This is a genomic window from Streptomyces sp. NPDC003027 (assembly GCF_053591435.1).
In genome coordinates, this window is sequence record NZ_JBSFTU010000068.1 from 1 (window position 1) to 24,061 (window position 24,061).

19 protein-coding genes are annotated in these 24,061 nt (G+C 73.2%); 10 read left to right on the forward strand and 9 right to left on the reverse strand.

Annotated elements, in window-relative coordinates; all coding sequences use genetic code 11:
• Positions 1–149: 149 nt before the first annotated feature.
• Positions 150–548: a DUF4440 domain-containing protein gene (locus ACWDX6_RS29545; protein ID WP_451487940.1), complete on the forward strand. Its 399-nt coding sequence runs from the start codon at positions 150–152 to the stop codon at positions 546–548.
• 149 nt (positions 549–697) lie between these two features.
• Here ACWDX6_RS29545 and ACWDX6_RS29550 read toward each other — a convergent pair whose 3' ends face one another.
• Positions 698–1,993, reverse strand: coding sequence for a DUF6777 domain-containing protein (locus tag ACWDX6_RS29550; RefSeq protein WP_451487941.1), 1,296 nt, complete (start codon positions 1,991–1,993; stop codon positions 698–700).
• A 93-nt stretch (positions 1,994–2,086) separates the two neighbouring features.
• Between ACWDX6_RS29550 and ACWDX6_RS29555 the strand changes: the two genes are divergently transcribed.
• Entirely contained in the window at positions 2,087–3,388 is a 1,302-nt protein-coding gene (locus tag ACWDX6_RS29555; RefSeq protein ID WP_451487942.1) for a streptophobe family protein, read from the forward strand.
• Positions 3,389–3,449: 61 nt separating this feature from the next.
• Here the strand turns inward: ACWDX6_RS29555 and ACWDX6_RS29560 are convergent, their stop codons facing one another.
• From ACWDX6_RS29560 to ACWDX6_RS29570, 3 genes are read right to left on the reverse strand one after another with little or no spacing between them, the layout of a single operon-like run.
• A complete protein-coding gene (locus tag ACWDX6_RS29560) occupies positions 3,450–4,445 on the reverse strand; it encodes a serine/threonine-protein kinase (protein WP_451487943.1) in 996 nt (331 codons plus the stop codon).
• The gene (locus tag ACWDX6_RS29565) at positions 4,445–5,134 is read right to left on the reverse strand and encodes a hypothetical protein (protein ID WP_451487944.1); all 690 of its coding nucleotides are present in this window, start codon (positions 5,132–5,134) and stop codon (positions 4,445–4,447) included. The genes ACWDX6_RS29560 and ACWDX6_RS29565 overlap by 1 nt, the downstream gene beginning before the upstream one ends.
• Positions 5,135–5,168: 34 nt before the next feature.
• Positions 5,169–7,769 (reverse strand): FHA domain-containing protein, encoded by a 2,601-nt coding sequence (locus ACWDX6_RS29570; RefSeq protein ID WP_451487945.1) that lies wholly within the window; start codon positions 7,767–7,769, stop codon positions 5,169–5,171.
• An 89-nt stretch (positions 7,770–7,858) separates the two neighbouring features.
• On the opposite strand from ACWDX6_RS29570, the gene ACWDX6_RS29575 reads away from it, so the two are divergent.
• From ACWDX6_RS29575 to ACWDX6_RS29585, 3 genes are all read left to right on the forward strand, one after another.
• On the forward strand, positions 7,859–8,485 hold the full coding sequence (locus tag ACWDX6_RS29575; RefSeq protein WP_451487946.1) for a TetR/AcrR family transcriptional regulator: 627 nt from the start codon (positions 7,859–7,861) through the stop codon (positions 8,483–8,485).
• Positions 8,486–8,647: 162 nt separating this feature from the next.
• Complete coding sequence (locus ACWDX6_RS29580) at positions 8,648–9,319, forward strand: ThuA domain-containing protein (RefSeq protein WP_451487947.1); 672 nt, start codon at positions 8,648–8,650, stop codon at positions 9,317–9,319.
• A 95-nt stretch (positions 9,320–9,414) separates the two neighbouring features.
• Complete coding sequence (locus ACWDX6_RS29585; RefSeq protein WP_451487948.1) at positions 9,415–10,806, forward strand: NADP-dependent succinic semialdehyde dehydrogenase; 1,392 nt, start codon at positions 9,415–9,417, stop codon at positions 10,804–10,806.
• A 34-nt stretch (positions 10,807–10,840) separates the two neighbouring features.
• Here ACWDX6_RS29585 and ACWDX6_RS29590 read toward each other — a convergent pair whose 3' ends face one another.
• Both ACWDX6_RS29590 and ACWDX6_RS29595 read right to left on the reverse strand, forming a co-directional pair.
• Positions 10,841–11,860 carry a PHP domain-containing protein gene (locus tag ACWDX6_RS29590; RefSeq protein WP_451487949.1) on the reverse strand — a complete coding sequence of 340 codons (1,020 nt, stop codon included), beginning with the start codon at positions 11,858–11,860 and terminating at the stop codon, positions 10,841–10,843.
• A gap of 48 nt (positions 11,861–11,908) precedes the next feature.
• Positions 11,909–13,990 (reverse strand): SpoIIE family protein phosphatase, encoded by a 2,082-nt coding sequence (locus ACWDX6_RS29595; RefSeq protein ID WP_451487950.1) that lies wholly within the window; start codon positions 13,988–13,990, stop codon positions 11,909–11,911.
• Positions 13,991–14,281: 291 nt separating this feature from the next.
• On the opposite strand from ACWDX6_RS29595, the gene ACWDX6_RS29600 reads away from it, so the two are divergent.
• Together ACWDX6_RS29600 and ACWDX6_RS29605 are read left to right on the forward strand one after the other, a co-directional pair.
• Positions 14,282–17,659: an ATP-binding protein gene (locus tag ACWDX6_RS29600; protein ID WP_451487951.1), complete on the forward strand. Its 3,378-nt coding sequence runs from the start codon at positions 14,282–14,284 to the stop codon at positions 17,657–17,659.
• A gap of 8 nt (positions 17,660–17,667) precedes the next feature.
• A complete protein-coding gene (locus ACWDX6_RS29605; RefSeq protein ID WP_356892300.1) occupies positions 17,668–17,868 on the forward strand; it encodes a hypothetical protein in 201 nt (66 codons plus the stop codon).
• A gap of 155 nt (positions 17,869–18,023) precedes the next feature.
• On the opposite strand, the gene ACWDX6_RS29610 is transcribed toward ACWDX6_RS29605, so the two are convergent.
• Positions 18,024–18,479 carry an Lrp/AsnC family transcriptional regulator gene (locus ACWDX6_RS29610; protein ID WP_356892302.1) on the reverse strand — a complete coding sequence of 152 codons (456 nt, stop codon included), beginning with the start codon at positions 18,477–18,479 and terminating at the stop codon, positions 18,024–18,026.
• Positions 18,480–18,643: 164 nt separating this feature from the next.
• Between ACWDX6_RS29610 and ACWDX6_RS29615 the strand changes: the two genes are divergently transcribed.
• Both ACWDX6_RS29615 and aspA read left to right on the forward strand, forming a co-directional pair.
• Positions 18,644–19,723 (forward strand): asparaginase, encoded by a 1,080-nt coding sequence (locus tag ACWDX6_RS29615; RefSeq protein WP_451487952.1) that lies wholly within the window; start codon positions 18,644–18,646, stop codon positions 19,721–19,723.
• 116 nt (positions 19,724–19,839) lie between these two features.
• Positions 19,840–21,276: an aspartate ammonia-lyase gene (gene aspA, locus ACWDX6_RS29620; RefSeq protein ID WP_451487953.1), complete on the forward strand. Its 1,437-nt coding sequence runs from the start codon at positions 19,840–19,842 to the stop codon at positions 21,274–21,276.
• A 103-nt stretch (positions 21,277–21,379) separates the two neighbouring features.
• Here the strand turns inward: aspA and ACWDX6_RS29625 are convergent, their stop codons facing one another.
• Together ACWDX6_RS29625 and ACWDX6_RS29630 are read right to left on the reverse strand one after the other, a co-directional pair.
• On the reverse strand, positions 21,380–21,892 hold the full coding sequence (locus tag ACWDX6_RS29625; RefSeq protein WP_451487954.1) for a thermonuclease family protein: 513 nt from the start codon (positions 21,890–21,892) through the stop codon (positions 21,380–21,382).
• Positions 21,893–22,053: 161 nt separating this feature from the next.
• On the reverse strand, positions 22,054–22,440 hold the full coding sequence (locus ACWDX6_RS29630; RefSeq protein ID WP_451487955.1) for a VOC family protein: 387 nt from the start codon (positions 22,438–22,440) through the stop codon (positions 22,054–22,056).
• Between the two features lie 227 nt (positions 22,441–22,667).
• On the opposite strand from ACWDX6_RS29630, the gene ACWDX6_RS29635 reads away from it, so the two are divergent.
• Positions 22,668–23,942 (forward strand): phage baseplate protein, encoded by a 1,275-nt coding sequence (locus ACWDX6_RS29635; protein WP_451487956.1) that lies wholly within the window; start codon positions 22,668–22,670, stop codon positions 23,940–23,942.
• The last annotated feature ends 119 nt before the right edge of the window (positions 23,943–24,061 follow it).

A 24,061-nucleotide genomic window follows, 5' to 3' on the forward strand; every position in this document is an offset into this window, starting at 1 on the left:
AGTCAACGCGGAGCGTTGGCGACCGACGACAACGCGGCGAGGCGCGGTGCCAGAGCCGGCGAGCCCGGCATGATCCAAACGAAAGGCCCTAGGGGTGTGCTCGTCCCGCTGCCGATGGCAGGCGGTCCTGCGGTGTTAGCGTCGTCACCATGTCCAAGACCGAGATAGACATGGTGACCGCCGAATTCTTCGATGCCTTCGACAACCGGGGCGGCAAGACTCCCGATCTGGATCGGATCCGCCGACTGGTCGTCCCGGGTGGCGTGATCGTCATGACCGGTCCGGACTTCACCGTCTACACCGTCGACGAGTTCATCGAGCCTCGCCGGCGGGTGCTGACCGAGGGGCGGCTGGTCGAGTTCTCCGAGTGGGAGACCTCCGAACGGACCGAGATCGTCGGCGACATCGCGTCGCGGTTCGGCGAGTACCGCAAGTCCGGGATCCTGGACGGCGAGCCCTTCGAAGGGGGCGGGACCAAGACCATCCAGTTCGTCCGCTCCCCGGACGGATGGCGGATCGCGGCCTTCTCCTGGTACGACCGGCCCTGACCGCGGTCGGCCGTCGCTCAGGCCACCCGGTCAGGCGGAGCGGCGTCCTGGGTCGTGTCCGGAAAGTCTCGCCCGGTCTGCGACGCGCCGCACGCACGCTCGCCGCCGAGGCGGAGCCCTTCCATGGCGGCGGCGTGCCGCGGTCCCGGCTAGGGAGCGGTGTCCGGGGGCGGCTGCGGAGAGTTCTGCGGGGAATCGGTCGCGGGGTCGCCGGTCGGCGGGCTCTCGAGCGAGGCCGACTGGTCCAGCGACGACTGGTCGGTGACCGTGGTCTCCGCCGCCGGTGAGGTCGCCGTCTCGGGCGACTCGGAGGCGGGGGAGGACGAGGTGGCGGAGTCCGAGGTGACCGGCGCGGGCGGGGACTCCGACGTCTCCGACGGCGAACCCGTGACCAGATCCGAGACGGACGGGGACGGGGGTGTCGGCGGGGGAGAGGTCGGCGTGTCCTGCCGCCCGGTGTCCCCCGGCTTCCGGGCGAACCAGCCGTCGTCCTCGGGGTCGTAGACGACGAAGACCTTCACGACCGTCACGGCGGGCGCGACGACGACCACCTGTGAGGGCTGATAGCCGCGCCAGGCGGATCCGGTCGTCCTCGGCGCCCTCTGGGCGACCGGTTCCTTCAGCGGGTTCCCGCAGGCGCACCGGACCCGGGGCACCCCGCGCTCGTCGACGAGCACCGCCGTACCGGCCTGGAGCACCGCCTGGTACGAGGTGGCGGAGCCGCCCCTGAAGCCGTGGTTGGTGACCCGCGTGTCGACGCGGAGCTGCAGCGGTGTCAGGGCGCGCAGGTAACCGGGGACCTCGTCGGCCGTGATGCCGATGACCGAGGCGAAGGCCGCGTTCTTGGCGGGCTCCTCGGCCAGATAGCGGACCTGCTGCTCGACGTCGCAGCTCGCCACCCGCCGCGTACCGCCGTACAGGCCCGGCGCGGATCCGGCGACGCTGCGCGTGGCGGTGGCGTCGGCCGGTCGCGACGGGCTGGGAAGCGGGGCGGGGGACTGCCCGGCGTCGGTGGTGCGGGCCGTCGACCGGGTGAACGGATCGGGGCCCGTGGCGGAGGCGTTCTGGAGGAACACCTCGCCGCCGGAAGCCGTACCGCCGCCGTCGCCGTCACCGCCCGAACGGGTGAGGACGACGATCAGCGCGACCGCCGCGACCAGGACGGCGGTAGCCGAAGCGATCTTGGGAATCGAACGCCACCACGGCCCGCCCCCGCCGGGACGGCCGCCGCCGGCACCGCCGCGGTCGTCCCCCGCGCCACCGCCGGTCGGCCCGCCCCCGGAGCCGCCCGGACCGCTCGGACCGCCACCGGAGCCGCCGTAGGGCGGCCCGGTGGGCGGCGGGGGGCCTGGTGGTCCCGGGCGAGCGCCCGGGCCCGAGAGAGGGCCCGAAGGCGGGCCTGTGGGAGGAACCGAGGGGCGGCCGGACGGCGGGTGGGAAGTCACGTTTTTCCCTTTCTTCCGATCCGGGCCTATTGTGTGCGCGGAACAGGCACCGCCCGCAAGCGGACATCCGCCACCGGTACTAGCGTGGGCCGGGTGAGCAGTCACCCCGCCCGAGCCTGGGCAGAGGCGCTGGCCGCGGTCCTGGCCGGATTCCTCGCGATGGCCGTCACGGCCGCGCTGGGCCTCTGGGCCGCCGGAGCCGCCGACCTGCCAGGCGGCTTCCCCTCCGTCGTCGCCGCGGTCGTCGTCATGGCCGTCGGCGGACAGGTCGACCTCTCCGGCGACGCCGGAGCCCTCGCCGGTACGGACGCCGAACTGACCGCCATGCCCCTCACCGTCACCCTGGTGGGCGCACTGGTCACCGGCTTCTGCTTCCTGCGCCCCCTGCGCCACCACGCGGTCGCCCGCCCCCGTGAACTGCCGGCCCGGGCCGCCCGCACCGTCGTGCTCTGGCTCGCCGCGCTCGCCGGACTCTCCGCCCTCGCGCGCCACGACTTCCGCATCACGATCGGCGGCGGCGAGGAACAGGACACCCTGGGCGATCTCTTCGGCCAACTCCTGGAAGCGGCGAACCCCACCGTCGGCTTCCGCACCGACCTCGGCCCCACCCTCTTCTTCGGGCTCCTCTGGATCCTCGGCGTGCTCCTCGTCGCCCTCCTGGTCTCGCGGCGCACCCCGCTGCCGCCCCGGCTCGTCCGCTACCACGAACCCGTCCGCCCGGCCGCCTTCGCGATGCTCCTCCTGGTCCTCGCGTACGTCCTGATCGGCCTGGTCGTCGGCGTGGTCGTCGCCGCCACCAAGGGCCACGCGGCCGAGACCCTCGCCGTTCTCCTGCTCGGCCTGCCCAACGTCACCTGGCTCGCCCTCGGCGTCGGCATCGGAGGCTCCTGGGAAGGCAGGGCGGAAGGGCCGTTCGGGCTGCCCATGCCGCAGATCCTGGACTCGGTGCTGCGCACACCGGACGGCGCCGGCCTCTCCACGGTCGACCTCTCCTCGCTGGCCGCCCACGACAGCCGGGCCTGGTGGCTGCTGCCCATCGCCGCCCTCCTGCTGCTCGGCGCCGCCTTCGTCGCGGCCCTGCGCTCACCGGCCCGGATCCGCCTGTGGCAGCACGCCGTCCACGGGGGGATCGCCTTCGCGCTGACCCTCCTCGTCGTCGCCCCCGTCACGCTCGTCGAGGCCCGATTCGGTCTCTCCATCCTCGGCATCGGCGACCTCGGGTCCCTCGGCGGCGAGGTCCTGCTGCGCCCGCACGTCTGGAAGACGGCCGGGCTCGCCCTGCTCTGGGGCGCCGTCGCGGGCTTCCTCGGCGCCCTGCTCGCCCGCCCCGTCCGGCGCCGGGGCGAGGTCGACACCACGGACGCCGAGAAGACCCAGGACGCCGAGAAGACCTAGGACGGCAAGAACGCCCAGGACGGCAAGAAGGCCAACGGCGCCACGCCTTCGGCGAAGCCCCCTAGAAGCGCTCCCTGAACACCGGCAGCGCCCACTTCGGCGGCTCCGGCGGCGTCTCGGGCGGGCGCGGACCGTGCGTCTCCTCCTGGTGCACCGGCCCGGGGCTGCCGGCCCCTCGCAGGGACGCCCGCAGTTCGGCCACGAACTCCAGGCACGTCCCGTACCGCTCCTCCGGCGTCTTCGCCAGCGCCTTCGCGAGCACCGCGTCCGCCTCCTCCGGAAGCCCGGGCCGCTCCGTGGACAGCGGCGGCGGCGGATCGTACTGATGGGCCCAGAGCAGCGCCATGTCGTCGTCCCTGCGGAAGGGCGGCACGCCCGTCAGGGTCTCGAACACCACACAGGCCAGGCTGTACACGTCACACCGGCCGTCCACCGGCTTCCCCGAGATCTGCTCGGGCGCCACGTAGTCGAGGGTGCCCACGAACTGCCCGACCGTCGTCAGGCCGGTCAGCGACAGCGACTTCTTCGTCAGACCGAAGTCGGTGAGGTACACATGCTCCGGATGGTCCCGGTCGGTCCCCTCGGCGACCAGGATGTTCCCCGGCTTCACATCGCGGTGCACCAGGTCGTGCGCGTGCGCCGCGTCCAGGGCCGAAGCCACCTGGACGGCGATCCGCCCCGCCTTCGCCGACGGCAGCGCGCCCTCGCGGTCCAGGAGCGCCCGCAGGTCCTGCCCGGCGACGTACCGCATCGCGATGTACAGCACCCCTTCCGTCTCGCCCGCCTCGAAGACGGGCACGATGTGCGGATGGTCGATCGCGGCGGCCACCCGCGACTCGTGCGCGAACCTCTTGCGGAAGGTGTCGTTGCGGGCCAGTTCGGGCGCCAGAAGCTTCAGCGCCACCGTCCGCTCCAGTCTCACGTCCCGCGCCCGGTACACGACCGCCATCCCGCCGCGCCCGATCTCGCCCAGCACCTCGTAGCCGGCGATCCGCTTGCCGATGAGTCCCGACTCGCGGCCGGCGGGCAGGTCCGTGTCGCGGGCGGCCCCGGCCATCAGTCCCCGTCCTCACCCGGCATCGAGAACCGGTCCACCACCTGGGTCGGCGGCGGACCGGCGGGCTCCGCCGCCCGCTGCCCGCCCTCCGGCTCGATCCGCCGCACCACCTGGGTCGGGTCGTGCCCGGGGGCCGCGGGGCGTGCCTCCTCGGCCGGGAAGGACGAGACCAGCGACGGCGCGCCCGAGGCCGCGTACGTACCGAGAACGGTCCCGTCGCAGTACACCCACCGCTCGTGCTCGGCGTCGTACAGCCAGAGCGACTCGCCGTCGACCACCATGCCCACCCGCAGACCGCGCGTACGGCGCCGGAACGCCTCACCGTCGACGCGCCCGGCCGCCAGCTCCTCCGCCGCCCGCCGGTAGCGGCCGAGCGACTCCTCGACGCGGGCGATCAGCGGCCGGGGGTCCGCCGTCCTGGCGAGCGGCCGCCGGGCCGCCGGGGGATCCACGGGCACGGAGACCAGCAGCCGGGCGTCGACCCAGGCGGACCAGCCGTTGGAGCACACGATCCGCCCCCAGTCGCCGAGCCGCTCCGCCAGCTCCACGGGCAGGAACGGATCGAGCGGCTCCGTCGGCAGCCCCGGATCGGGCGCCTCCCACGCGGGCAGCCCGTCGCGCGGCACGACATGCGTCGGCTGGAAGTCGGAGGCGTACTCCGGTACGGGGGGAGTGACCGTGAACCCCATGGGCCACCTGCCTTTCCGAGGCGTTCGAGAGGGGCTACTTCCGCATGATCACCGGCTCGCGGCGGCGCAGCAGCCGGGCGACCACGAACCCCAGGGCGAGACAGAGCACCACCAGCATTCCCATGTCGAACAGCCATGCGCCCAGGGTGTGGTCGAGCAGCGGATCGGCCGTCTTCTCGCTCGGTGCGGTCCGCCCGATGTCGATCGTCGCGCCCATCGCGGCGAACGCCCACCGCGCCGGCACCAGCCACGCCAGCTGCTCCAGGACGAGCGAGCCGTGCACGGTCAGCAGCGCCCCGCAGAAGACCACCTGCACGATGGCGAGAAGGACGAGCAGCGGCATGGTCACCTCCTCCTTGCGCACCAGGGCGGAGACGAACAGCCCGAGCATCATCGCGGTGAAGGAGAGCAGCGCCACCGCCAGCGTCAGCTCCACCAGCGGCGGGAGCAGCACACCCTTGCCGCCCGGCACGTTCAGCGGCACACCGATCAGCGCGACCAGCGTGAGCACCACCGCCTGTACGACCGTGATCAGACCCAGGACGACGACCTTCGACAGGAGGTACGCGGAACGCGACAGGCCGACGGCTCTCTCCCGGCGGTAGATCGTGCGCTCCTTGACCAGCTCGCGCACCGCGTTGGCCGCTCCCGTCAGCACCCCGCCGACACAGAGAATGAGCAGCACGTTCATCGTGGACTCGGGGTTGAGGCTGCCCTCGGACAGCGCCCGGGCCATCGCCCCCATCACGAAGGGCAGGGCGACCATGATGGCCAGGAACGTACGGTCGGCGCTGAGCGCGGCCGCGTAGCGGCGTATCAGGGTCCGGAGCTGGGAGCCCCAGCTCTGCGCCTTCGGCGGCGGGCCGGGCTCGGGCGGGGCGCCGGAGCGGGGCAGGGCGGGCCGGTCCATCACATCGGCGACGTAACGGCGGTGGAAGTGCGAGGAGCGGTACCGTCCCGCCCAGTCGCGGTCGCGTTCGTTCTCGAACGCCTCGAACGCCTCCGGCCACTGCTCGTAACCGAAGAAGTCGAGGCTCTCGCCGGGCGGCCCGTAGTAGGCGACCCGGCCGCCGGGCGCGAGCACGAGCAGCCGGTCGCAGACGTCAAGGCTCAGCACGCTGTGCGTGACGACGATGACGGTACGGCCGTCGTCGGCGAGCCCGCGCAGCATGTGCATCACCGAGCGGTCCATGCCCGGGTCGAGGCCGGACGTCGGCTCGTCGAGGAAGAGGAGCGAGGGCTTGGTGAGCAGCTCCAGGGCCACGCTGACCCGTTTGCGCTGGCCGCCGGAGAGGCTGTGGATGGGCTGGTCCGCCCGCTCGGTCAGACCGAGCTCGCCGATGACCTCCTCGACCCGGGCCCGGCGTTCGGCCCGCGCGGTGTCCTCGGGAAAGCGCAGCTCGGCGGCGTATCCGAGGGCCCTGCGGACGGTGAGCTGGAGGTGCAGGATGTCGTCCTGCGGCACGAGTCCGATGCGCTGGCGCAGCTCGGCGTAGTCGCGGTAGAGGTCCCGGCCGTCGTACAGGACCGTGCCGCGGTTGGCGGGCTGCTGACCGGTGAGCGCGCCGAGGAGGGTGGACTTGCCCGCGCCGGAGGGCCCGACCACGGCCAGCAGGCACTTCTGCCCGACCGGGAAGGAGACCCCGTCGAGGAGGGTCTTGCGCCCGTGGTCGACGGTGACGGCGAGATCCTGCACGTCGAGGGAGACCTCGCCGGTGTCCGTGAACTCGACGAGCTTGTCCCCGATGAGACAGAAGGCGGCGTGCCCGATGCCGACGATGTCGTCCGGGGTCACCCGGGCGTCGACGACGGGAGCGCCGTTGAGGAACGTGCCGTTGTGACTGCCGACGTCGTGGATCCAGTACGTGCCGTCCGGGCGGGCGCGCAGCTCGGCATGGTGGCGGGAGACGACCAGGTCGTCGATGACCAGGTCGTTGTCGGGCGCGCGGCCGATCCGTACGGTCCGGGTCGGGAGGGGACGGACGGACGTCGGCTGCCGGAACGTTCCGGTGGCGGCGGGACGGGACACGGACGAGGGCCGGGGCGGTGTCCGCGGCGGCGCGGGCGCCGGCGGCTCCGGGACCGGAACCGGCGGGGGTACGGGCGTCGGATGCGGCGCCGGCGGCCCGGGCGGCGGGGGCTCGGCCTCGCGTACGGGCGGCGGTGGCTCTGGTTCCCGTACGGGAGGCGGAGGACCGGTTTCCGCTACGGGCGGCGGTGGCTCGGGTCCGGGTGCGGGGCGTGGTGGCGGCTCCGGCTCCCGTACCGGCGTCGGCGGTGCCGGCTCCCGTACGCGTCCCGTGCCGGAGGAGCCGGAGGAGAGGACGGCGCGGGGGCCGTCGCCGGGGTGGGCGAACCGGATGACCGTGCCGGGGCCGACCTCGCGCAGTTCGCGGACGCGGCGGCTGTCCGCGAACGTGCCGTTCGTACTGCCCTCGTCCTCCAGCGTCCAGTGGCCGCCCCGCGCCCGCAGCACCGCGTGGTGCCACGACGCCCGGGCGTCCGAGAGCACGATGTCACTGGTGGGGTCGCGCCCGATGCGGTAGACCCGGCTCGGATTCATCACTGTCGCGTCCCCGTCGATCTCGAGGACAAGCTCGGGTGCGGCGGCGGGCACGACGGGCCGCTCTCCCATGCGTTGAATTTTATCCTCCGGAGCCGCTCCGTGCCTGGGCGGGGCGCCGGTATCGTGGGCGGGTCGATCGTGACAAGGAGGGCCCACCCGTGCCGAAGGGTGTCACCAAGCGTCGGCCCAGGACCCGGGCCGCCCTGCTGAAGGCGGCTCTGGAGACCTTCGCCGAGCACGGTTTCCACGCCACCACCATCGAGCAGATCTGCGAGCGCGCCGGCTACACCCGGGGCGCGTACTACTCGAACTTCGCGAGCAAGGAAGAGCTTTTCCTCGCCCTGTTCGACGAGCACAGCGAGCGGACCGTGCGCCGGCTGGCGGAGGCGGTCGACGCGCTCACCGCCGAGGAGTACACCCTGGAGCGGGTGGCCGAACTCGCCTCCCGCGTCGAGCCCGACGAGCGGGACTGGTATCTGATCAGTACGGAGTTCACGCTGCACGCCATCCGCGATCCGCAGGCGGCCTGGGTCCTCGCCCGCCATGACGCGCGGCTGCGGGCCGAGATCGCCCGCGGCCTGAAGGACGTGCTGCGCCGGGCGGGACGCGAACTGACCGTGGACGCCGACCGGTTCGCCCGGGTCCTGATCGCCCTGCGGGAGGGCGGACTCGCGCAGAGCTACGTCGAGCCCGAGGAGGTGCCGCCCGGCAGCCTCGAACGGGACTTCCTGGCCCCGCTGTTGGAGGCGTCGACGCGCAGCACGGAGGAGAACGGCAGGACGTGAGCGAGGCCGTCACCGGCTCGGACGGACCTGGCCGCCGTCCTGATCCGGGCACGGGCGCGACGGGCGCGACGGGGCGGACGGGCCTTGCGGAAGCGGAGAGAGCCGGTTACGGTCCTCAGCAGCTTGAGAAAGCGCTTACTCCACCGCCCGGGAGCCTGCCTCGTGCCGACGACGGACGTCCTCGTCCTCACCCGCACCGCGGGCTACCGCCATGACTCCATCCCGGCCGGCTCGGCCGCCCTCGCGGAACTGGCGCGCGCCGCGGGGTTCGCCGCGCAGCTGACGGAGGACCCGTCGGTGTTCACTCCGGCGCGGCTGGAGCGGTGCGCGGCCGTGGTCTTCCTGTCGACGACCGGCACGGTCCTGACCCCGGAGGCCCGGACGGCCTTCGAGACGTACCTCCGAGGCGGCGGGGGCTTCCTCGCGATCCACGCGGCGGCCAACGCCGAACCGGACTGGCCCTTCTACGGCGACCTCCTCGGCACCCGCTTCGCCGGCCACCCGGAGATCCAGCCGGGCGTCCTGTGCGCGGAGACCCACGACCATCCGGCCATGGCCTCGCTGCCCACGCGGTGGGCGTGGACGGACGAGTGGTACAACTTCACGTCGAACCCGCGGGGAGCGGGCGTACGCGTCCTGGCGACGGCGGACGAGTCCACGTACCGAGGCGGCACACTGGGCGCGGACCACCCCCTGGTGTGGTGCCGCGAAGTGGGCCGCGGCCGCGTCTTCTTCACGGCGCTGGGCCACGCCGCCGAGGCGTACGCGGACGACGCCTTCCGCGCCCACCTCTCCGGAGCGCTCGCCTGGGCGACGGCCGCCAAAAACCCCTGACGGGCCCGCCCGTCACCCCCGCGCACCGCCCCCGATTGCGTCAGGCGCCCGCACGCGGGAGGGTTCCCGTGGGGAGGACGGCAGGAGGAGACGACATGGGTATCGCCACCGTGAATCCCACGACGGGCGAAACACTGCGCACCTACGACACCCACGGGCACGAGGAGGTCGAACGCCGCGTCGCCGCCGCGTACGACACCTTCCGGCACTACCGCACCACCTCCTTCTCCGAACGCGCCCGGCTGATGCGCCGGGCCGCCGATCTCCTCGACGAGGACGCCGAGGACGTCGCCCACACGATGACGACCGAGATGGGCAAGCCGATCGCCGCCGCCCGTGCCGAGGCGGCGAAGTGCGCCAAGGCCATGCGCTGGTACGCCGATCACGCCGAGGAGCTCCTCGCCGACGAGCAGCCGGCCGAGGCCGACGTCCGGGACTCCGGCGCCGACTCCGCCCGTGTCCTCTACCGACCGCTCGGCACGATCCTCGCCGTGATGCCGTGGAACTTCCCGCTGTGGCAGGTGATCCGGTTCGCCGCGCCCGCGCTGATGGCCGGCAACACCGGCCTCCTCAAGCACGCCTCCAACGTCCCCAGGACCGCCCTCTACCTCGGCGACCTCTTCCGCAGGGCGGGCTTCCCCGAGGGCTGCTTCCAGACCCTGCTCATCGGCTCCGGCTCCGTCGAGGCCGTCCTGCGCGACCACCGGATCGCCGCGGCCACGCTGACCGGCAGCGAGCCGGCGGGCCGCTCGGTCGCCGCGATCGCGGGGGACGAGGTCAAGAAGACCGTCCTGGAGCTCGGCGGCAGCGACCCGTACATCGTCATGCCCTCCGCCGACCTTCCGCGAGCCGTGAAGACCGCCGTCACCGCGCGCGTGCAGAACAACGGCCAGTCCTGCATCGCCGCCAAACGGTTCATCGTCCACCAGGACGTGTACGACCACTTCGCCGAACGGTTCACCGCGGCCATGGAGGCCCTGGTCGTCGGCGATCCGCTCGACGAGTCGACCGACGTCGGCCCCCTCGCCACCGAGCAGGGCCGCGACGGCCTGGAGGAGCTGGTCGACGACGCCGTACGGAAGGGCGCCACGGTCCTGTGCGGTGGCGGGCGCCCCGAGGACCGGCCGCGCGGCTGGTTCTACCGCCCCACGGTGCTCACCGGCATCACCCCGGAGATGCGCATCCACCAGGAGGAGGCCTTCGGCCCGGTCGCCACCCTCTATCCCGTGACCGACATCGAGGAGGCCGTCACCGTCGCCAACGACTCGCCGTTCGGACTCAGTTCGAACGTCTGGACCCGCGACGACGAGGACATCGCGTTCTTCGTGCGCGACCTCCAGGCCGGCGGCGTCTTCGTCAACGGCATGACAGCCTCCCACCCGGCGCTTCCGTTCGGGGGCGTGAAGCGCTCCGGTTACGGGCGTGAACTCTCCGGCCACGGAATCCGCGAGTTCTGCAACGCGACCACGGTCTGGCAGCGCGCCTGACGACGCCCGGCGCGCTCCCGGCGACTCGGCCCCCTCACTCCCCTCGGGTCCAGGCCAGCAGGTCCTCCGCCGACCAGGTGTTGACGACCCGCTCCACCGGGACCCCGCACTCCTCCGCCCGCGCGCACCCGAAGATCTGCCACTCCAACTGCCCCGGCGCGTGGGCGTCCGTGTCCACGGCGAAGTGGACACCCGCCTCCACCGCCAGCCGCAGGAGCCTGCGCGGCGGGTCCAGGCGCTCCGGGCGGCTGTTGATCTCCACCGCCGTCCGCGACTCGGCGCACGCGGCGAAGATCCGCTCCGCGTCGAACGCCGACTCCGGCCGCTGCCGCCCCCCGCTCACCAGCCGGCCCGTGCAGTGCCCCAGAATGTCCATGAGCGGATTGCGTACCGCCTTCTCCATCCTCCGCGTCATCGCCGGCGCGGCCATCCGCAGCTTCGAGTGCACCGAGCCGACCACCACGTCGAGCCGTTCGAGCAGCTCCGGTTCCTGGTCGAGCGAGCCGTCCTCCAGGATGTCGCACTCGATCCCGGTCAGCAGCCGGAACGGAGCCCACTGCTCGTTCAGCCGGGCCACCACGTCCAGTTGCTCGCGCAGCCGCTCGGGCGACAGCCCCCGCGCCACCGTGAGCCGCGGGGAGTGATCGGTGAGGACGGCCCAGTCGTGGCCGAGCGCCGCCGCCGTACGCCCCATGTCCTCGATCGTGCTGCCGCCGTCCGACCAGTCGGAGTGCAGATGGCAGTCGCCGCGCAGCGCCGCCCGCAGCGTCTCGCCGCCGCCGGCCGGCGGCACGGAGCCCGAGACCTCCTCCTCCAGGCGCGCCAGATAGGCGGGCACCTGCCCCGCCAGCGCCTCGCGCACCACCGCCGCCGTCTTCGGCCCGATGCCCTTGACCGACTCCAGCGTGCCGGCGGCAGCCCGGCTCGCCGCCTCGCCGTCCGCCATCGCCGCGACGGCCGCCGAGGCGGTGCGGAAGGCACGCACCCGGTACGAGGGCGCCTGCGAGCGCTCCAGCAGAAAGGCGATCCGGTCCAGCGCCGCCACGGGATCCATCGTGTACCTCCTTCGTCCGCGCTCGTTCCGCTCCTTCACGGCGGCCGGTCAGTCCGGCGACTTCGCCGCCGCCGGCGTGGGCCCCGGTCCGATCTCGCACCACACCGCCTTGCCCTCGCCGCGCGGCTCCACCCCCCACCGGGACGCCAGCGCGTCGAGCAGCAGCAGCCCGCGCCCCGAGGTCGCCGCCTCGCCCGGCGTACGCCGACGGGGCCAGGCGCTCGAACGGTCCTGCACCGACAGACGCACCCGCCGCACCGGCTCGGGCAGCACCTCGAGCGTGAGCACCGCGCCTCCCTCCGTGTGCAGCAGCACGTTGACAAGCAGCTCTCCGGTCAACAGCTCGGCGTCGTCGGCCAGTTCCTCCATGTTCCAGTCCCGCAGCGCCTGCCCCACCGCCGCCCGCGCGTCCGAGAGGCCCTGAGGGTCGGCCTGGTGGATGTACTGGTGGATGCGCGGGGCCCGTGGCGTCCCCGGGTCAGGGCTGCGCCGCAGCACCAGCAGGGCCACGTCGTCCCCCGAGCCCCATCGTTCCCACAGGCGCTCGGAGAGGTGGTCCGCGAGCGCCTCCGCCTGCGGCGGTCCGCTCCTCATCGCCTCGGCGAGCGCCGTGACACCCGTCTCGATGTCGGATCCCGGCTGCTCGACCAGCCCGTCCGTGTACAGCACCAGCGTCTCGCCCGGTACGAGATCGAGCCGGGTCTCCGGGAACTCCTCGTCCCCGAACACCGTGGCCAGGCCGAGCGGCAGGCCGCCGCGCAGCTTGGGGTGCCCGACCCGGCCGTCCGTGTGCCGGATGAGCGGCCCGAGGTGTCCGGCCCGCACGGCGCGTACGGTGCCGCCGGTCAGGTCCACCTGGGCGTAGGTGCAGGTCGCGAAACGGTTGGTGTCGAGCTCGGCCAGGAAGCGGGAGGCCCGGGCCAGCACGGTCGAGGGCGCGTGGCCCTCACCCGCGTACGCCCGCAGCGCGATCCGCAACTGGCCCATGATGGCGGCCGCGTGGGTGTCGTGGCCCTGCACGTCGCCCACCACGATGCCCACCCGGCCGCGCGGCAGCGGGATGACGTCGTACCAGTCGCCGCCGACCTGCCGCCCGCTCCACGCCGCGTGGTAGCGGACGGCGATCTCGCCGCCGGTGATCTCCGGGATGCGCCGGGGCAGCATCGTCTCCTGCAGCCCGGTGGCGAGCTCCCGCTCCTCGTCGAAGAGCAGGGCGCGCTGGAGCGACTGGGCGACGATCGCGGCCAGGCCGAGCGCGAGGTTGCGCTCGTCGGCGTTGAACGAGGTACGGCCCCGGTAGAACAGCGCCATGCCGCCGAGCGAGCGGGCCTGGGCGATCAGGGGCAGATAGCAGGCGGCCTTGAACCTCAGCCGGCCGACGTACGGCGCGAGCTCGGGGAACTCCCGCCCGAGGGTGGGGAACGAGGACACGAACCGTGGTCGCCCGCTCAGCACGGCGTCGGCCAGCGGCAGCCCCCGGTCGAGACGGCGGGAACGGAAGTCGTTCAGGACGTCCAGGGACTCCCCGCTGAGCGCGATGATGTCGAGCGAACCGTTCTCCACCAGCCCGAGCGCGAGGCCGTCCGCCCCGAGCCGGGCGAGCCCGCCGGGCCCGGTCAGAGCGGCCGTCACGTCGTCGACGGTCACCGCCCGCGACAGGGCGTGCGTGGTCCGCTCGACGATGCTGGTCTGCACCTCGCGGCGCTTCTCCAGCTCCAGGACGAAGGCGGAGTGGGTGACCTCGGCGGTGGTGTCCCGCACGATGCCGACGATCCGGTGCGCCAGCCCGTCCGCCTGCCGCAGGATCCGCGCCTGTACGTGCGTCCACTGGGGTGTTCCGTCGTCCCGCTCGATCCGGAACTGGGCGGTGTACGAGGACTGGCCGCTGGTGATGGCATGCCGGATCACCGCGTCGAGATCGCCTCGCTCCTCGGGGGCGAGCCGGTGGACGAGCGAGGCGGGCCGCCCGTCGAACCGGCCCGGTTCCACCCCGAAGACCAGCAGCCCGGCCTCGTCGACATCGATGGTGCCCGTGTCGAGATCCCAGTCGAAGCTGCCGGTGCGATTCATGGCGAGCCGCTCGGTCGGCCCGATCTCGCCACTGCGGGTGCGCCGGTCGTCGTCGGTCATCCTCCCCATTGTCGAACCCGGGTCCCCTCGACGCCATGGCGGCGACACGGCGCGCCGGGGGAGTTTTGGCGGCTGCGGCCGCGGGTGCTCCGGCCGGCAGGAGGGGCGGAGGCCCCGGGGGCCCGTGCCGGTGAGGGCCGAGGACTGCCGGTGGGGCGGGCGTGCGGGCACGGTACCGGTGGGCGGGCACGGCCGCGGCCTTCGCCGACGGAGGGGCGGCGCGCGGCCGAGCCGGCACCGCCTCGGCCGACGAGCGGAGTGGGTACAGCCTCGGGGGAGAATGGGCGGGTGATGCCGTCCTACCGCGTTCTCGGTCCCAGTCAGGCCCTCCGGGCGGACGGTGGTGAGGCCGTCATCGGAGGTGCCCGGCTCCGCTCCCTGGTGGCCGCGCTGGCCGCCGCGGGCGGCCGCGGCGTCGGCACGGGCGAGCTGGTCGCCCTGGTCTGGCCGGACACTCCGCCCCGGGACGGAACGGCGGCGCTACAAGCCCTCGTGGGGCGGCTGCGCCGGACCCTGGGGCGGGACGCCGTGCTGTCGACACCCGGCGGGTACCGTCTCGCCGCCGCCCCCGACGACGTGGACCTGTACGTGTTCGAGCGGCTGGCCGCCGACGGAGCCGCCGCGCTCGCGGCGGGGGAGGCGGAGAAGGCGGCCCGGCTCCTCGACGAGGCGCTCGCCCTGTGGCGGGGGCCGGCGCTCGCCGACCTGCCGGGCCGGGACGACGACCCGCTGGTCGTCCGGACCGAGCAGCGGCACACGCAGGCGCGCCGCGACCGCCTCGCCGCCGACGTGGCCCTCGGCCGGGCACGCTCCGCCCTCGCCCCTCTGGCCGCGCTCGCCGCCGAGCACCCGCTCGACGAGACCGTTCAGGCCCTGCGCATCCGGGCACTGCGCGCGGCGGGCCGAGCGGCCGAGGCGCTCCAGGCGTACGACGAGGTCCGCACGGTTCTCGCGGAACGCCTGGGCGCGGACCCGGGCCACGAACTGCGGGACCTCCACGCACGGCTGCTCGCCGGCGACGGCGCCCGCGGCCCCGACCTCACCCCCCGGCGTGGGCTCCTTCCCGCCAGGCTCACCTCCTTCATCGGCCGCGAGAGGGAACTCGCCGCCCTGGCCGAAGAGTTGCCGCGGCGAAGGCTCGTCACTCTGCTCGGTCCCGGCGGCGTGGGGAAGACGCGCCTCGCCCTGGAGGCGGCCGAGGCCCAGGGGCGGCCGGAGGAGGTACGGGTCGCCGAACTCGCCTCCGTACGCGAGGGGGCGGACGTTCCCGAGGCCGTGCTGACCGCGCTGGGCGCGCGCGAGACGCAGATGTGGAACGGGGCGGCGGCCGTGGAGAAGACGGCACGCGACCCGCTCGGGCGGCTTGTCGAGCACTGCGCCGCCAGGCGGATGCTCCTCCTGCTCGACAACTGCGAGCATGTCGTGGACGCGGTGGCCGGCTTGGTGGAGCACCTGCTGGCGCGGTGCTCCGGCGTGACGGTGCTCGCGACGAGCCGCGAACCCCTCGGCGTACCGGGGGAGTCCGTACGGCCGGTGGGGCCGCTGACGCCGGACAGTGCCCTGCGGTTGCTGGCGGTACGGGGCCAGGACGCCCGGCCGGGGTTCGCTCCCGAGGACGATCCCGAGGCGTGCGCGGAGATCTGCCGGCGTCTCGACGGTCTGCCGCTCGCGATCGAGCTCGCCGCGGCGAGACTGAGACTGTTGACCCCTCGCCAGATCGTGGACCGGCTCGACGACCGCTTCCGTCTGCTCACCTCGGGCGCCCGCACGGGCCTGCCCCGCCAACAGACCCTCCGTGCCGTCGTCGACTGGTCCTGGGACCTCCTCGACGAGCCGGAACGGGCCGTCCTGCGCCGCCTGTCCGTCTTCACCGGCGGCTGCGACCTCGAAGCGGCGGAGGCGGTGTGCGCGAGCCCCGACACGTTCGCCGACCCCGCCGACCCCGACGGCCGCGCCGACCGCGAGGGCGTTGACCGCCTCGACGTCCTCGGTCTGCTCGGCTCCCTCGTCGACAAGTCGCTCGTCGTCGCCGCGCCCGCCGACGGCGGTGCCATGCGCTACCACCTCCTGGAGACGGTCGCCGAGTACGCGGCCGAGCGGCTCGACGAGGCCGGTGACCGGGAGGCCACCGAACGACGCCACCTGGTCCACTACCGGGAGCTCGCCCGTCGCGGTGACGCGCTGCTCCGCGGGCCCGGACAACAGCACTGGCTCCGGTGTTTCGAGCGCGAGCACGACAACGTGACCACCGCCCTGCGGACCGCGGTCGCACTGGAGGAGGAACAGGAGGCGCTCTGCGTCGTCCTGTCGATGAGCTGGTTCTGGCAGCTCCGTGTCCGCCAGTCCGACGCACTGACCTGGTCCGTGGCGGCCGCCGCCCTCGGCCCCGATCCTTTCGCCACGCCGGTGCGGCACGCCGTACCCCTCACCGGGCGTCCCACCGACGCTCCACCGCCGTGGAAGGAGGAGCAGCTGTGGGAGGCCCGGCGCGGCTGCCGGCTCGTGGTCCTCGCCTGCGAGGGCCCCACCGACCTGGAGCGCCCCGAGACCCGCGAGCGGCTCCACGCCGTCGTCTCCGCCTACCGCCCGGGCATGCCGCAGAACTGTCGCCAGCCGGGCTCCATGTGGTTCTTCGCGCGGCTGATGACGGGCGAGTTCACGAGCCTGGGCGAGACGCTGGAGGCCGCCGTCGACGCCTGTCGTGTCCAGGGCGGGGAGTGGGAACTCGCCTTCACGTTCCTGATGCGGGCCAAGTGCCTGGGCAAGCGCCCCGACGACGCCGACCAGGCGCTCACCCTCTTCGAGGCCGTCCAGGACGCGTGGGGCGTCGCCGAGTCCCTCGCGGCCCGAGGCGAGGCGTACGAGCGGGCCGGCCGGCTCGCCGACGCGGCCGCCGACTACGAACGCGCCATGACCGGCGCGGCCCGGCTCGGCGCCCGCACCCAGGTTCCCGTCTTCAAGGCCCGGCTCGCCGACGTACGGCTGCGGCTCGCCACCGACGAGGCCGCGCGCTCGGCCGCCGAGCGCCTCCTCGTGGCGGCGGCCGAAGAGGCGGGGGAGTGCGGTACGGAGGCGGTGAGCACGGCCCGGCTCCTCCTCGCCCAGTACTACGGAAGCTCCGGACGGACGGCGCTCGCCCGCGAACAGCTCCGGCTCGCCGAGGAGGAGTTCAGTGAGGCGACCCCCGAGCTCTTCACCGGCGCGGTGGGCGGAGTGCGCGGCTGGCTCGACTGCCTGGACGGTGCCTACGAGGAGGCGGCCGGGCAGCTCGCCCGCGCCGTCGAGGCGCTGGAGAAGCTGGCCTATCTGGTGGCCCCGTATCTCGTGGTCAGCCAGTTCGCGACGGCCGCCTGGGCCAGGGCCGGTCTCGGCACGCCGGGCTCCGCGGAGGACGGGGCGCGGCTCCTCGGGGCGTACGACGCCCTGAGTGCCACCGCCGGCGGGGTCGGCTTCCTGCCCCTCACGGCACGGACCGAGGCGTCCGTCAGGGACCGCGCCGAGCGGGCCCTGCGCGCGGTCCTCGACCCGCCGGCCTACGCGCGGTGGTACGGGGAGGGCGGCCGCCTGCCGCTGAAGGAGGCCGCCGTGCTGGTGCGAGGCCCCGTGCCACCGGGCCCGGATGCGCGACAGGGGTCCGGCCAGGACAATGGCCAGTGCCGGAAGAACTAGGAGGCGGCATGAACGCTGAGTCCGAGAAGACATCTCCGGGGGAGAGCCCGACGCCCGACAGCCTTCTGCATGCCGGGTCGGAGGGCGAGTTCACGGCGGAGGACCTGGTCCTCGCCTCCGGTCGTGACGTGAGTCCGAAGAACCTGGCCTGGGCTGAACGCCGTATGGCGGAGAAGGGCCGCGCTTCCCTGGACGAACTCCTTCCCTAGCCTCACCCCGCCTGAGCCGGAACGCCCCCCTCGCGCGGACGGGGCCGCCGGCTCGGGCGGGACGCCTCACCGGCCCGCGGCGCCGTGCGTGACTGCTCCCACGCGCCGGCGAGGCCGGCGCCCCGAGCCTGTCGGGGCGTTCTCGGCGAGTGGTCTCAGCGGGCGATCGGCAGACCGCGGTCCTCCTTGACGCGCTTCATGATGATCTGTGAATTGACCTCGGTCACGCCCGCCAGTGAGGTGAGGCGCTCGATCCACAGCTGCTCGTACGCGGCCAGGTCGGCGACCGCGATGCGCAGCAGGCAGCCGGGGCTGCCGAACAGGCGGTAGGCCTCGATGACGTCCGGGATGTCCTGGAGCGCCTCCTCGAACGCCTGGACGGTGTCGCGGTCCCGCCGTACCTCGATCGAGACCAGGACCTCGAAGGCGCGGCCCACGGCCTCCGGTGCGATGACGGCGCGGTAGCCCTGGATCACCCCGTCCTGCTCCAGCTGGCGGACCCGGCGCATGCACGCCGAGGCGCTCAGTCCGATCCGCTGGGCGAGCTCCAGATTGGTGAGCCGGCCGTCGTCCTGGAGCTCGCGCAAGATGCTTCGATCGATTCGGTCCATCACGCAATCATGCATCGCGCACAGGCGTCGGACGAGCCGAATTCGCAATCGCGTTGCGCGGCGACTGTCCTATTGTTTCGGCGGCTTGTTTCGGCGGCGATGGACCGCCGAACAGCTGTACGTCCCCTGGACCACCGCACACGACCCCACCGAGGCAGACTTCCATGACGCGCGACGACCGGACCCGGCGGATCGTTCTCCTCAGCACCGGCGGAACGATCGCCAGTCGCTGGCAAGGCACCGGTTACGCCGCCGACGCGCCAGGCGACGACGTCCTGGCCACCGCCGCGCTCCCCGAGGGCATCGCCGTCGAGGTCGTGGACCTGTTCAACGTCAACAGCTCCCGTATGACCACCCGTCGTCAGCTCACCCTGCTGCGCGCGGTCCACGAGACCCTGGCCGACCCGGGTGTCGACGGGATCGTGATCACGCACGGCACCGACACCCTGGAAGAGACCGCCTTCCTGCTCGACCTCCACCACGACGACCCGCGCCCGGTCGTGCTGACCGGCGCGCAGCGGCCGCTCGGAACCGCCGACGGCGACGGTCCGGGCAACCTCTGCGACGCCCTGCAGGTCGCCGCCAGCGTGCGCGGCCTCGGCGTGCTCATCGCCTTCGACGGCCTCGTCCACGCCGCGCGCGGCACCGTGAAGACCCAGACGCTCACCGTCGACGCCTTCTCGGACCCCTCGGAGCAGCCGCTCGGCAAGGTCGGCTTCAGCCAGGTCCACATCCAGCGCCGGCCCGACCGCTCCACCCCCCTGCCGCTGCCCCCGGCCGCGTACGCGGCCGGGGACGTGCCGGGGGAGCCGCACGCGACCCTGCCGCGCGTCGACATCGTCACCCACCACTCCGACGGCGACCCGCTGCTCCTGAACGCGGCCGTCGCCGCCGGCGCGCAGGGCATCGTCCTCGTCGCGACCGGTGCGGGGAACGCCACCCCGGAGATAGCCGCCGCCGTCGCCGACGCGGTCGCCCGGGGCGTCCTCGTCGCCGTGACGACCAGGGTCCCCGCGGGCCCCGTCGCCGAGATCTACACCGGCGGCGGAGCGGTCGACCTCGTGGCGGCCGGCGCCCTGCTCACCGGCACGCTCCGGGCCGGCCAGTCGCGCATCGCGCTCCTCGCGGCCATCCTCGCCGAGACGGACCCGGCGCGACGCACCGAGGTGCTCCGCCCCCTCCTCGACGGCCCCGTGCGCCCGGAGCCCGCCCTGGCGGCCGGCGGGTCCCGCTTCGCGGGCTGACGCCCGCCTCCCCGGACGTACGCCCCGGCCGCACCCGCCTGCCAGCCGCACCGACGGCCGTGCGCCCCCCCGTCGTCCTTCCCACCCTCCGCCCACGAGCAAAGGCCGCCGACGCCATGCAGCCCCACCCGACCCCGTCCCCGCCGCCCTCCGCCGAGCAGGCCCCCACGCGCCGCGAACACGACCTGCTGGGCGACCGCGAGGTGCCGGCCGGTGCGTACTGGGGCATCCACACCCTGCGCGCCCTGGAGAACTTCTCGATCACGGGCACCCCGATCTCCACCAACCCGGAGCTCATCGGAGCTCTCGCCGCCGTCAAGGAGGCCGCAGCCCTCGCCAACCAGGAGCTCGGCCTGCTCCCGGCCGTCAAGGCCGACGCGATCGTCGCCGCCTGCCGGGAGATCCGCGCCGGACGCCTCCACGACCAGTTCGTGGTCGACGTGATCCAGGGCGGCGCCGGTACGTCGACGAACATGAACGCCAACGAGGTCGTCGCCAACCGCGCCCTGGAACTGCTGGGCCACGCCAAGGGCGACTACCACCGTCTCCACCCCAACGAGGACGTCAACCTCGGCCAGTCCACCAACGACGTCTACCCGACCGCGATCCGCGTCGCGACGATCCGGGCGGCCCGTGAACTCCTCGCGGCCATGGCCGTCCTCCAGGACGCCTTCGCCGAAAAGGCGATGGAGTTCCGAGACATCGTCAAGATGGGGCGTACGCAGCTTCAGGACGCGGTGCCGATGACGCTCGGCCAGGAGTTCTCCACGTACGCGGTGATGCTGGACGAGGACCGCAACCGGCTCGCGGAGGCCGTCGAGCTGATCCACGAGATCAACCTCGGCGCCACCGCCATCGGTACCGGCCTCAACGCCGCGCCCGGCTACGCCGAGACCGCCCGCCGTCACCTCTCCGAGATCACCGGCCTGCCGCTGGTGACCTCGGCCAACCTGGTCGAGGCGACCCAGGACTGCGGTGCGTTCGTCCAGCTCTCCGGCGTGCTCAAGCGGATCGCCGTCAAGCTCTCCAAGACCTGCAACGACCTGCGGCTGCTCTCCTCGGGCCCCCGAGCCGGGCTCAACGAGATCAACCTCCCCGCGGTGCAGGCCGGTTCGAGCATCATGCCCGGCAAGGTGAACCCGGTGATCCCCGAGGTCGTCAACCAGGTCGCCTTCGAGGTCATCGGCAACGACATGACCATCACCATGGCGGCGGAAGGCGGTCAGCTCCAGCTCAACGCCTTCGAACCGGTCATCCTGCACGCCCTCTCCCGGAGCATCACCTCGCTCCGCGCGGCCTGCGTCACCCTCGCCGAGCGCTGCGTCTGCGGGATCACCCCCAACGTCGACACCCTGCGTGCCGCCGTGGAGAACTCGATCGGGCTGGCCACCGCCCTCAGCCCGTACCTCGGCTACACCGCCGCCACGGCGATCGCCCGCGAGGCGCTCGCCACCGGCCGTGGCGTCGCCGAACTCACCCTGGAGAAGGGCCTCCTGCCGGCCGAGCGGATCGCCGAACTCCTCACGCCGGAGTACCTCACCGGCACCCGCTGACGCCTGTACGGAGGCAGTACGAGGTCCACGGCTCCGAGGCCCGCCGCGGGGCCTACGCCTGGCTTGCGCCGCGTCCGGAGTCGGCAGACGCCGTCCCCGCCCGTCAGTCGGCGGGGCAGGCGGACCAGAGACCCGCGCCCGCCCGGCGGGCGTCCGTCTCGGCCTCGCTCATCGTCTTCCAGTGCTTGTCGTTCGGCTCGAACAGCACGGCCTTGGCGTGACCGCCGCGCACCAGGGACTCGTTGACGAAGACGCCGCTCTCGTTCCACACGTACAGCAGATAGCGGTCGTAACGGTCCTTGAGCTGGACGTCGCTCTCCGTCCGCAGCGTGCTGCCGGGCGGCAGCAACTCGGCGGTGCGGGCCGCGGCCTGGCGGCTGAAGCAGTCGCCGCGCTCGGGCGTGTCGACCTGGAGCAGGCGCACGCGGGCGACGACACCGTCGGGTACGACCCTGCCCGTGCCGCGTACCTCCAGCGTGTCGCCGTCGACGACGCGCACCACGATCGGCCCGGGCGGGGCGGCTTGGGCGGGGGTGACGGGTGCCAGTACGCCGAGGCTCAGCAGCGCGCTGGCGGAGGCCAGGACGGTCGTCCGCCTGCGGGAGGAAGACTGCATGGCGACCCCTCTCAGCGGGGTTCCTCTGTCTTCAGTACAGCACCGCGCCGGTGGTCACGCGACCGCGCCGGAGGGCGCCCGCGAGGCGATCGCGAGCGGGCGGCGTGCCCGGGTCCTCGGTCTGCCGACGCCGGTCCAGCGCCTCACCGAGAAGCGATCAGTCACTCGCTGTGGACGATCTGGATCAGATTGCCGCAGGTGTCGTCGAGCACCGCGGTGGTGACCGGGCCCGTCTTCGACGGCTCCTGCGTGAAGCGCACACCGAGCGCACGCAGCCGGTGGAACTCCGTGTTCACATCGTCCACGGCGAAGGACGTGGCCGGGATGCCGTCCCGGACGAGTGCCTCCTTGTACGGCTTCACCGCGGGATGGCCGTCGGGCTCCAGCAGCAGTTCGGTCCCGTCTGGGTCTTCCGGCGAGACCACGGTCAGCCACCGGTCCTTGCCGAGAGGCACCTCGGTCTTCTTCGTGAAGCCCAGCACGTCGGTGTAGAAGCGCAGGGCCTTGTCCTGGTCGTCGACGAAGACGCTGGACAGGTGAATCCTCATGAGGTGCTCTCCGTTGGTGTCGGGCCCTGAGCCACCGGCTCACGATGAGCTCAAGAGGTTCGGTGTTCATTCGGCGCCGCGGTCGCGCGGGCGTACGCCGGCCAGACTAGCCACACCCCACCCCCGCGCTCCCGAGCCGTCGGGGGCCCGCGCATCCCGACTCCCGTAACGGTGCTGGCAGACTGTCGGCCGATCCGATCGCGGAGAAAGCACAGGGAGCGAGAACGTTGAGCGTCAGCGTCGAGGGACAGATAGACATCGCGGGGCCGGTGGGCAAGCTGCTCCACCGGCGCCCGCTGAAGAACGGCACGGTCATGCAGTCGTTCGGCGTCGAGCCGGTGACAGGTGAGGTCTTCGTGCTCCAGGTCGCGCAGGGGGGTCTCACCCTCGCGGGGGAGCCGGGGCCCGTCAGCTACGCCGACCGGGTCGCCCATGGCGATCTGTGCGTCACCCGCCTCAGCCAGGCGGGCGCCATCACCGGACACATGTATCTGCGCGGCTTCGGTCACGGCGTCTCCATGGGCGTCGAGAACCGGGCCGGTGCCACCCTCCTGTGGACCGAGACCGCGTCCAAGCCCAACAGCAGCAACGAGGGCTACGGCACGGCGATCACCCACTTCGAGTTCCGTTCCGGCACGGTCCTCGACCACGGCTCCCCGCTCCACGCGACGCCGTACACCCCGGCGGCCGGGGCCACCGGCGTCACCTGCACCATCGACCCCACCACGAACCGGCTGATCGTCCGGTTCGGCCTCAACGGCATGAAGTACGAGTCGTACGATCTGGCCAAGGCGGCGGCCGGTGTGTGGGAGCCGATCGCGCGCATCTCCCAGCCCAACCCGAACGGCGTCTTCCAGGGGTACGCCTCCCTCGGGGGCGTCCTCTACATGCTGGCCGGACAGGCCATCGCCTCGGACAACCCGGCCAACCCGTTCCCCGGCAACACGTACCTCACCGCTGTCGACTGGGCCACCGGCGCCGTCCTCGACCAGCACCATGTGCTCGCCGCGCCCGGCCTGGAGTACCGGGAGCCCGAGGGCATGGCCGTGTCGCTGCGCGACGGCGTGCCGCACCTGCACTTCGGTTTCGCGTGCGAGGACCCCGGCCCGCGCACCTGCACCATCATGTCGCTGTCCGGGGCCCCCGAGATCGACGGCGTGAAGGTCCTCACCGACTGGCAGCCGCTCACCCTGGCCGCCGGTGTCACCGCCGACCAGAACGCTCCCCAGGGCCGGCTGATCTCCATCGCCGGGACGACGACGCTCCAGCTCAGCGGCGGCGTCAAGGGCACGTTCAGCGCCGACGCGGTCATCGCCACGCTGCCCGACGCGCTGACCCCGAGCATGCCGGCCCGGGCCGGTGTCCCCCGCAACAACCGCGCGAGCCGCTGCGTCGCCCACGCCGAGGCGGAAACAGACCGTCAGCTGCGGCTCTACGGCGCAACCGGCGACAACGTCATCACCTGGGCGCAGCTGGACAGTTTCAGCGCCGTCTGGCGCTGACCCCCGCCCCTTCTCCTCTTTTCCTTCTTCTCACGCTTCGTCAAGGAGTCGATCGACCATGTCGCAGAACCGCCGCAGCCTTCTCGGTGCCGCTCTCGCCCTGCCCGCCGCCCTGACCG

What these genes read in the sequence shown, in the direction of transcription:
- ACWDX6_RS29545 (WP_451487940.1), top strand. Translation starts at nt 150, where the DNA reads ATGTCCAAGACCGAGATAGACATGGTGACCGCCGAATTCTTCGATGCC.
- ACWDX6_RS29560 (WP_451487943.1), bottom strand. Translation starts at nt 4,445, where the DNA reads ATGGCCGGGGCCGCCCGCGACACGGACCTGCCCGCCGGCCGCGAGTCG.
- ACWDX6_RS29565 (WP_451487944.1), bottom strand. Translation starts at nt 5,134, where the DNA reads ATGGGGTTCACGGTCACTCCCCCCGTACCGGAGTACGCCTCCGACTTC.
- ACWDX6_RS29570 (WP_451487945.1), bottom strand. Translation starts at nt 7,769, where the DNA reads ATGGGAGAGCGGCCCGTCGTGCCCGCCGCCGCACCCGAGCTTGTCCTC.
- ACWDX6_RS29585 (WP_451487948.1), top strand. Translation starts at nt 9,415, where the DNA reads ATGGGTATCGCCACCGTGAATCCCACGACGGGCGAAACACTGCGCACC.
- ACWDX6_RS29590 (WP_451487949.1), bottom strand. Translation starts at nt 11,860, where the DNA reads ATGGATCCCGTGGCGGCGCTGGACCGGATCGCCTTTCTGCTGGAGCGC.
- ACWDX6_RS29595 (WP_451487950.1), bottom strand. Translation starts at nt 13,990, where the DNA reads ATGACCGACGACGACCGGCGCACCCGCAGTGGCGAGATCGGGCCGACC.
- ACWDX6_RS29600 (WP_451487951.1), top strand. Translation starts at nt 14,282, where the DNA reads ATGCCGTCCTACCGCGTTCTCGGTCCCAGTCAGGCCCTCCGGGCGGAC.
- ACWDX6_RS29605 (WP_356892300.1), top strand. Translation starts at nt 17,668, where the DNA reads ATGAACGCTGAGTCCGAGAAGACATCTCCGGGGGAGAGCCCGACGCCC.
- ACWDX6_RS29610 (WP_356892302.1), bottom strand. Translation starts at nt 18,479, where the DNA reads ATGGACCGAATCGATCGAAGCATCTTGCGCGAGCTCCAGGACGACGGC.
- ACWDX6_RS29615 (WP_451487952.1), top strand. Translation starts at nt 18,644, where the DNA reads ATGACGCGCGACGACCGGACCCGGCGGATCGTTCTCCTCAGCACCGGC.
- aspA (WP_451487953.1), top strand. Translation starts at nt 19,840, where the DNA reads ATGCAGCCCCACCCGACCCCGTCCCCGCCGCCCTCCGCCGAGCAGGCC.
- ACWDX6_RS29625 (WP_451487954.1), bottom strand. Translation starts at nt 21,892, where the DNA reads ATGCAGTCTTCCTCCCGCAGGCGGACGACCGTCCTGGCCTCCGCCAGC.
- ACWDX6_RS29630 (WP_451487955.1), bottom strand. Translation starts at nt 22,440, where the DNA reads ATGAGGATTCACCTGTCCAGCGTCTTCGTCGACGACCAGGACAAGGCC.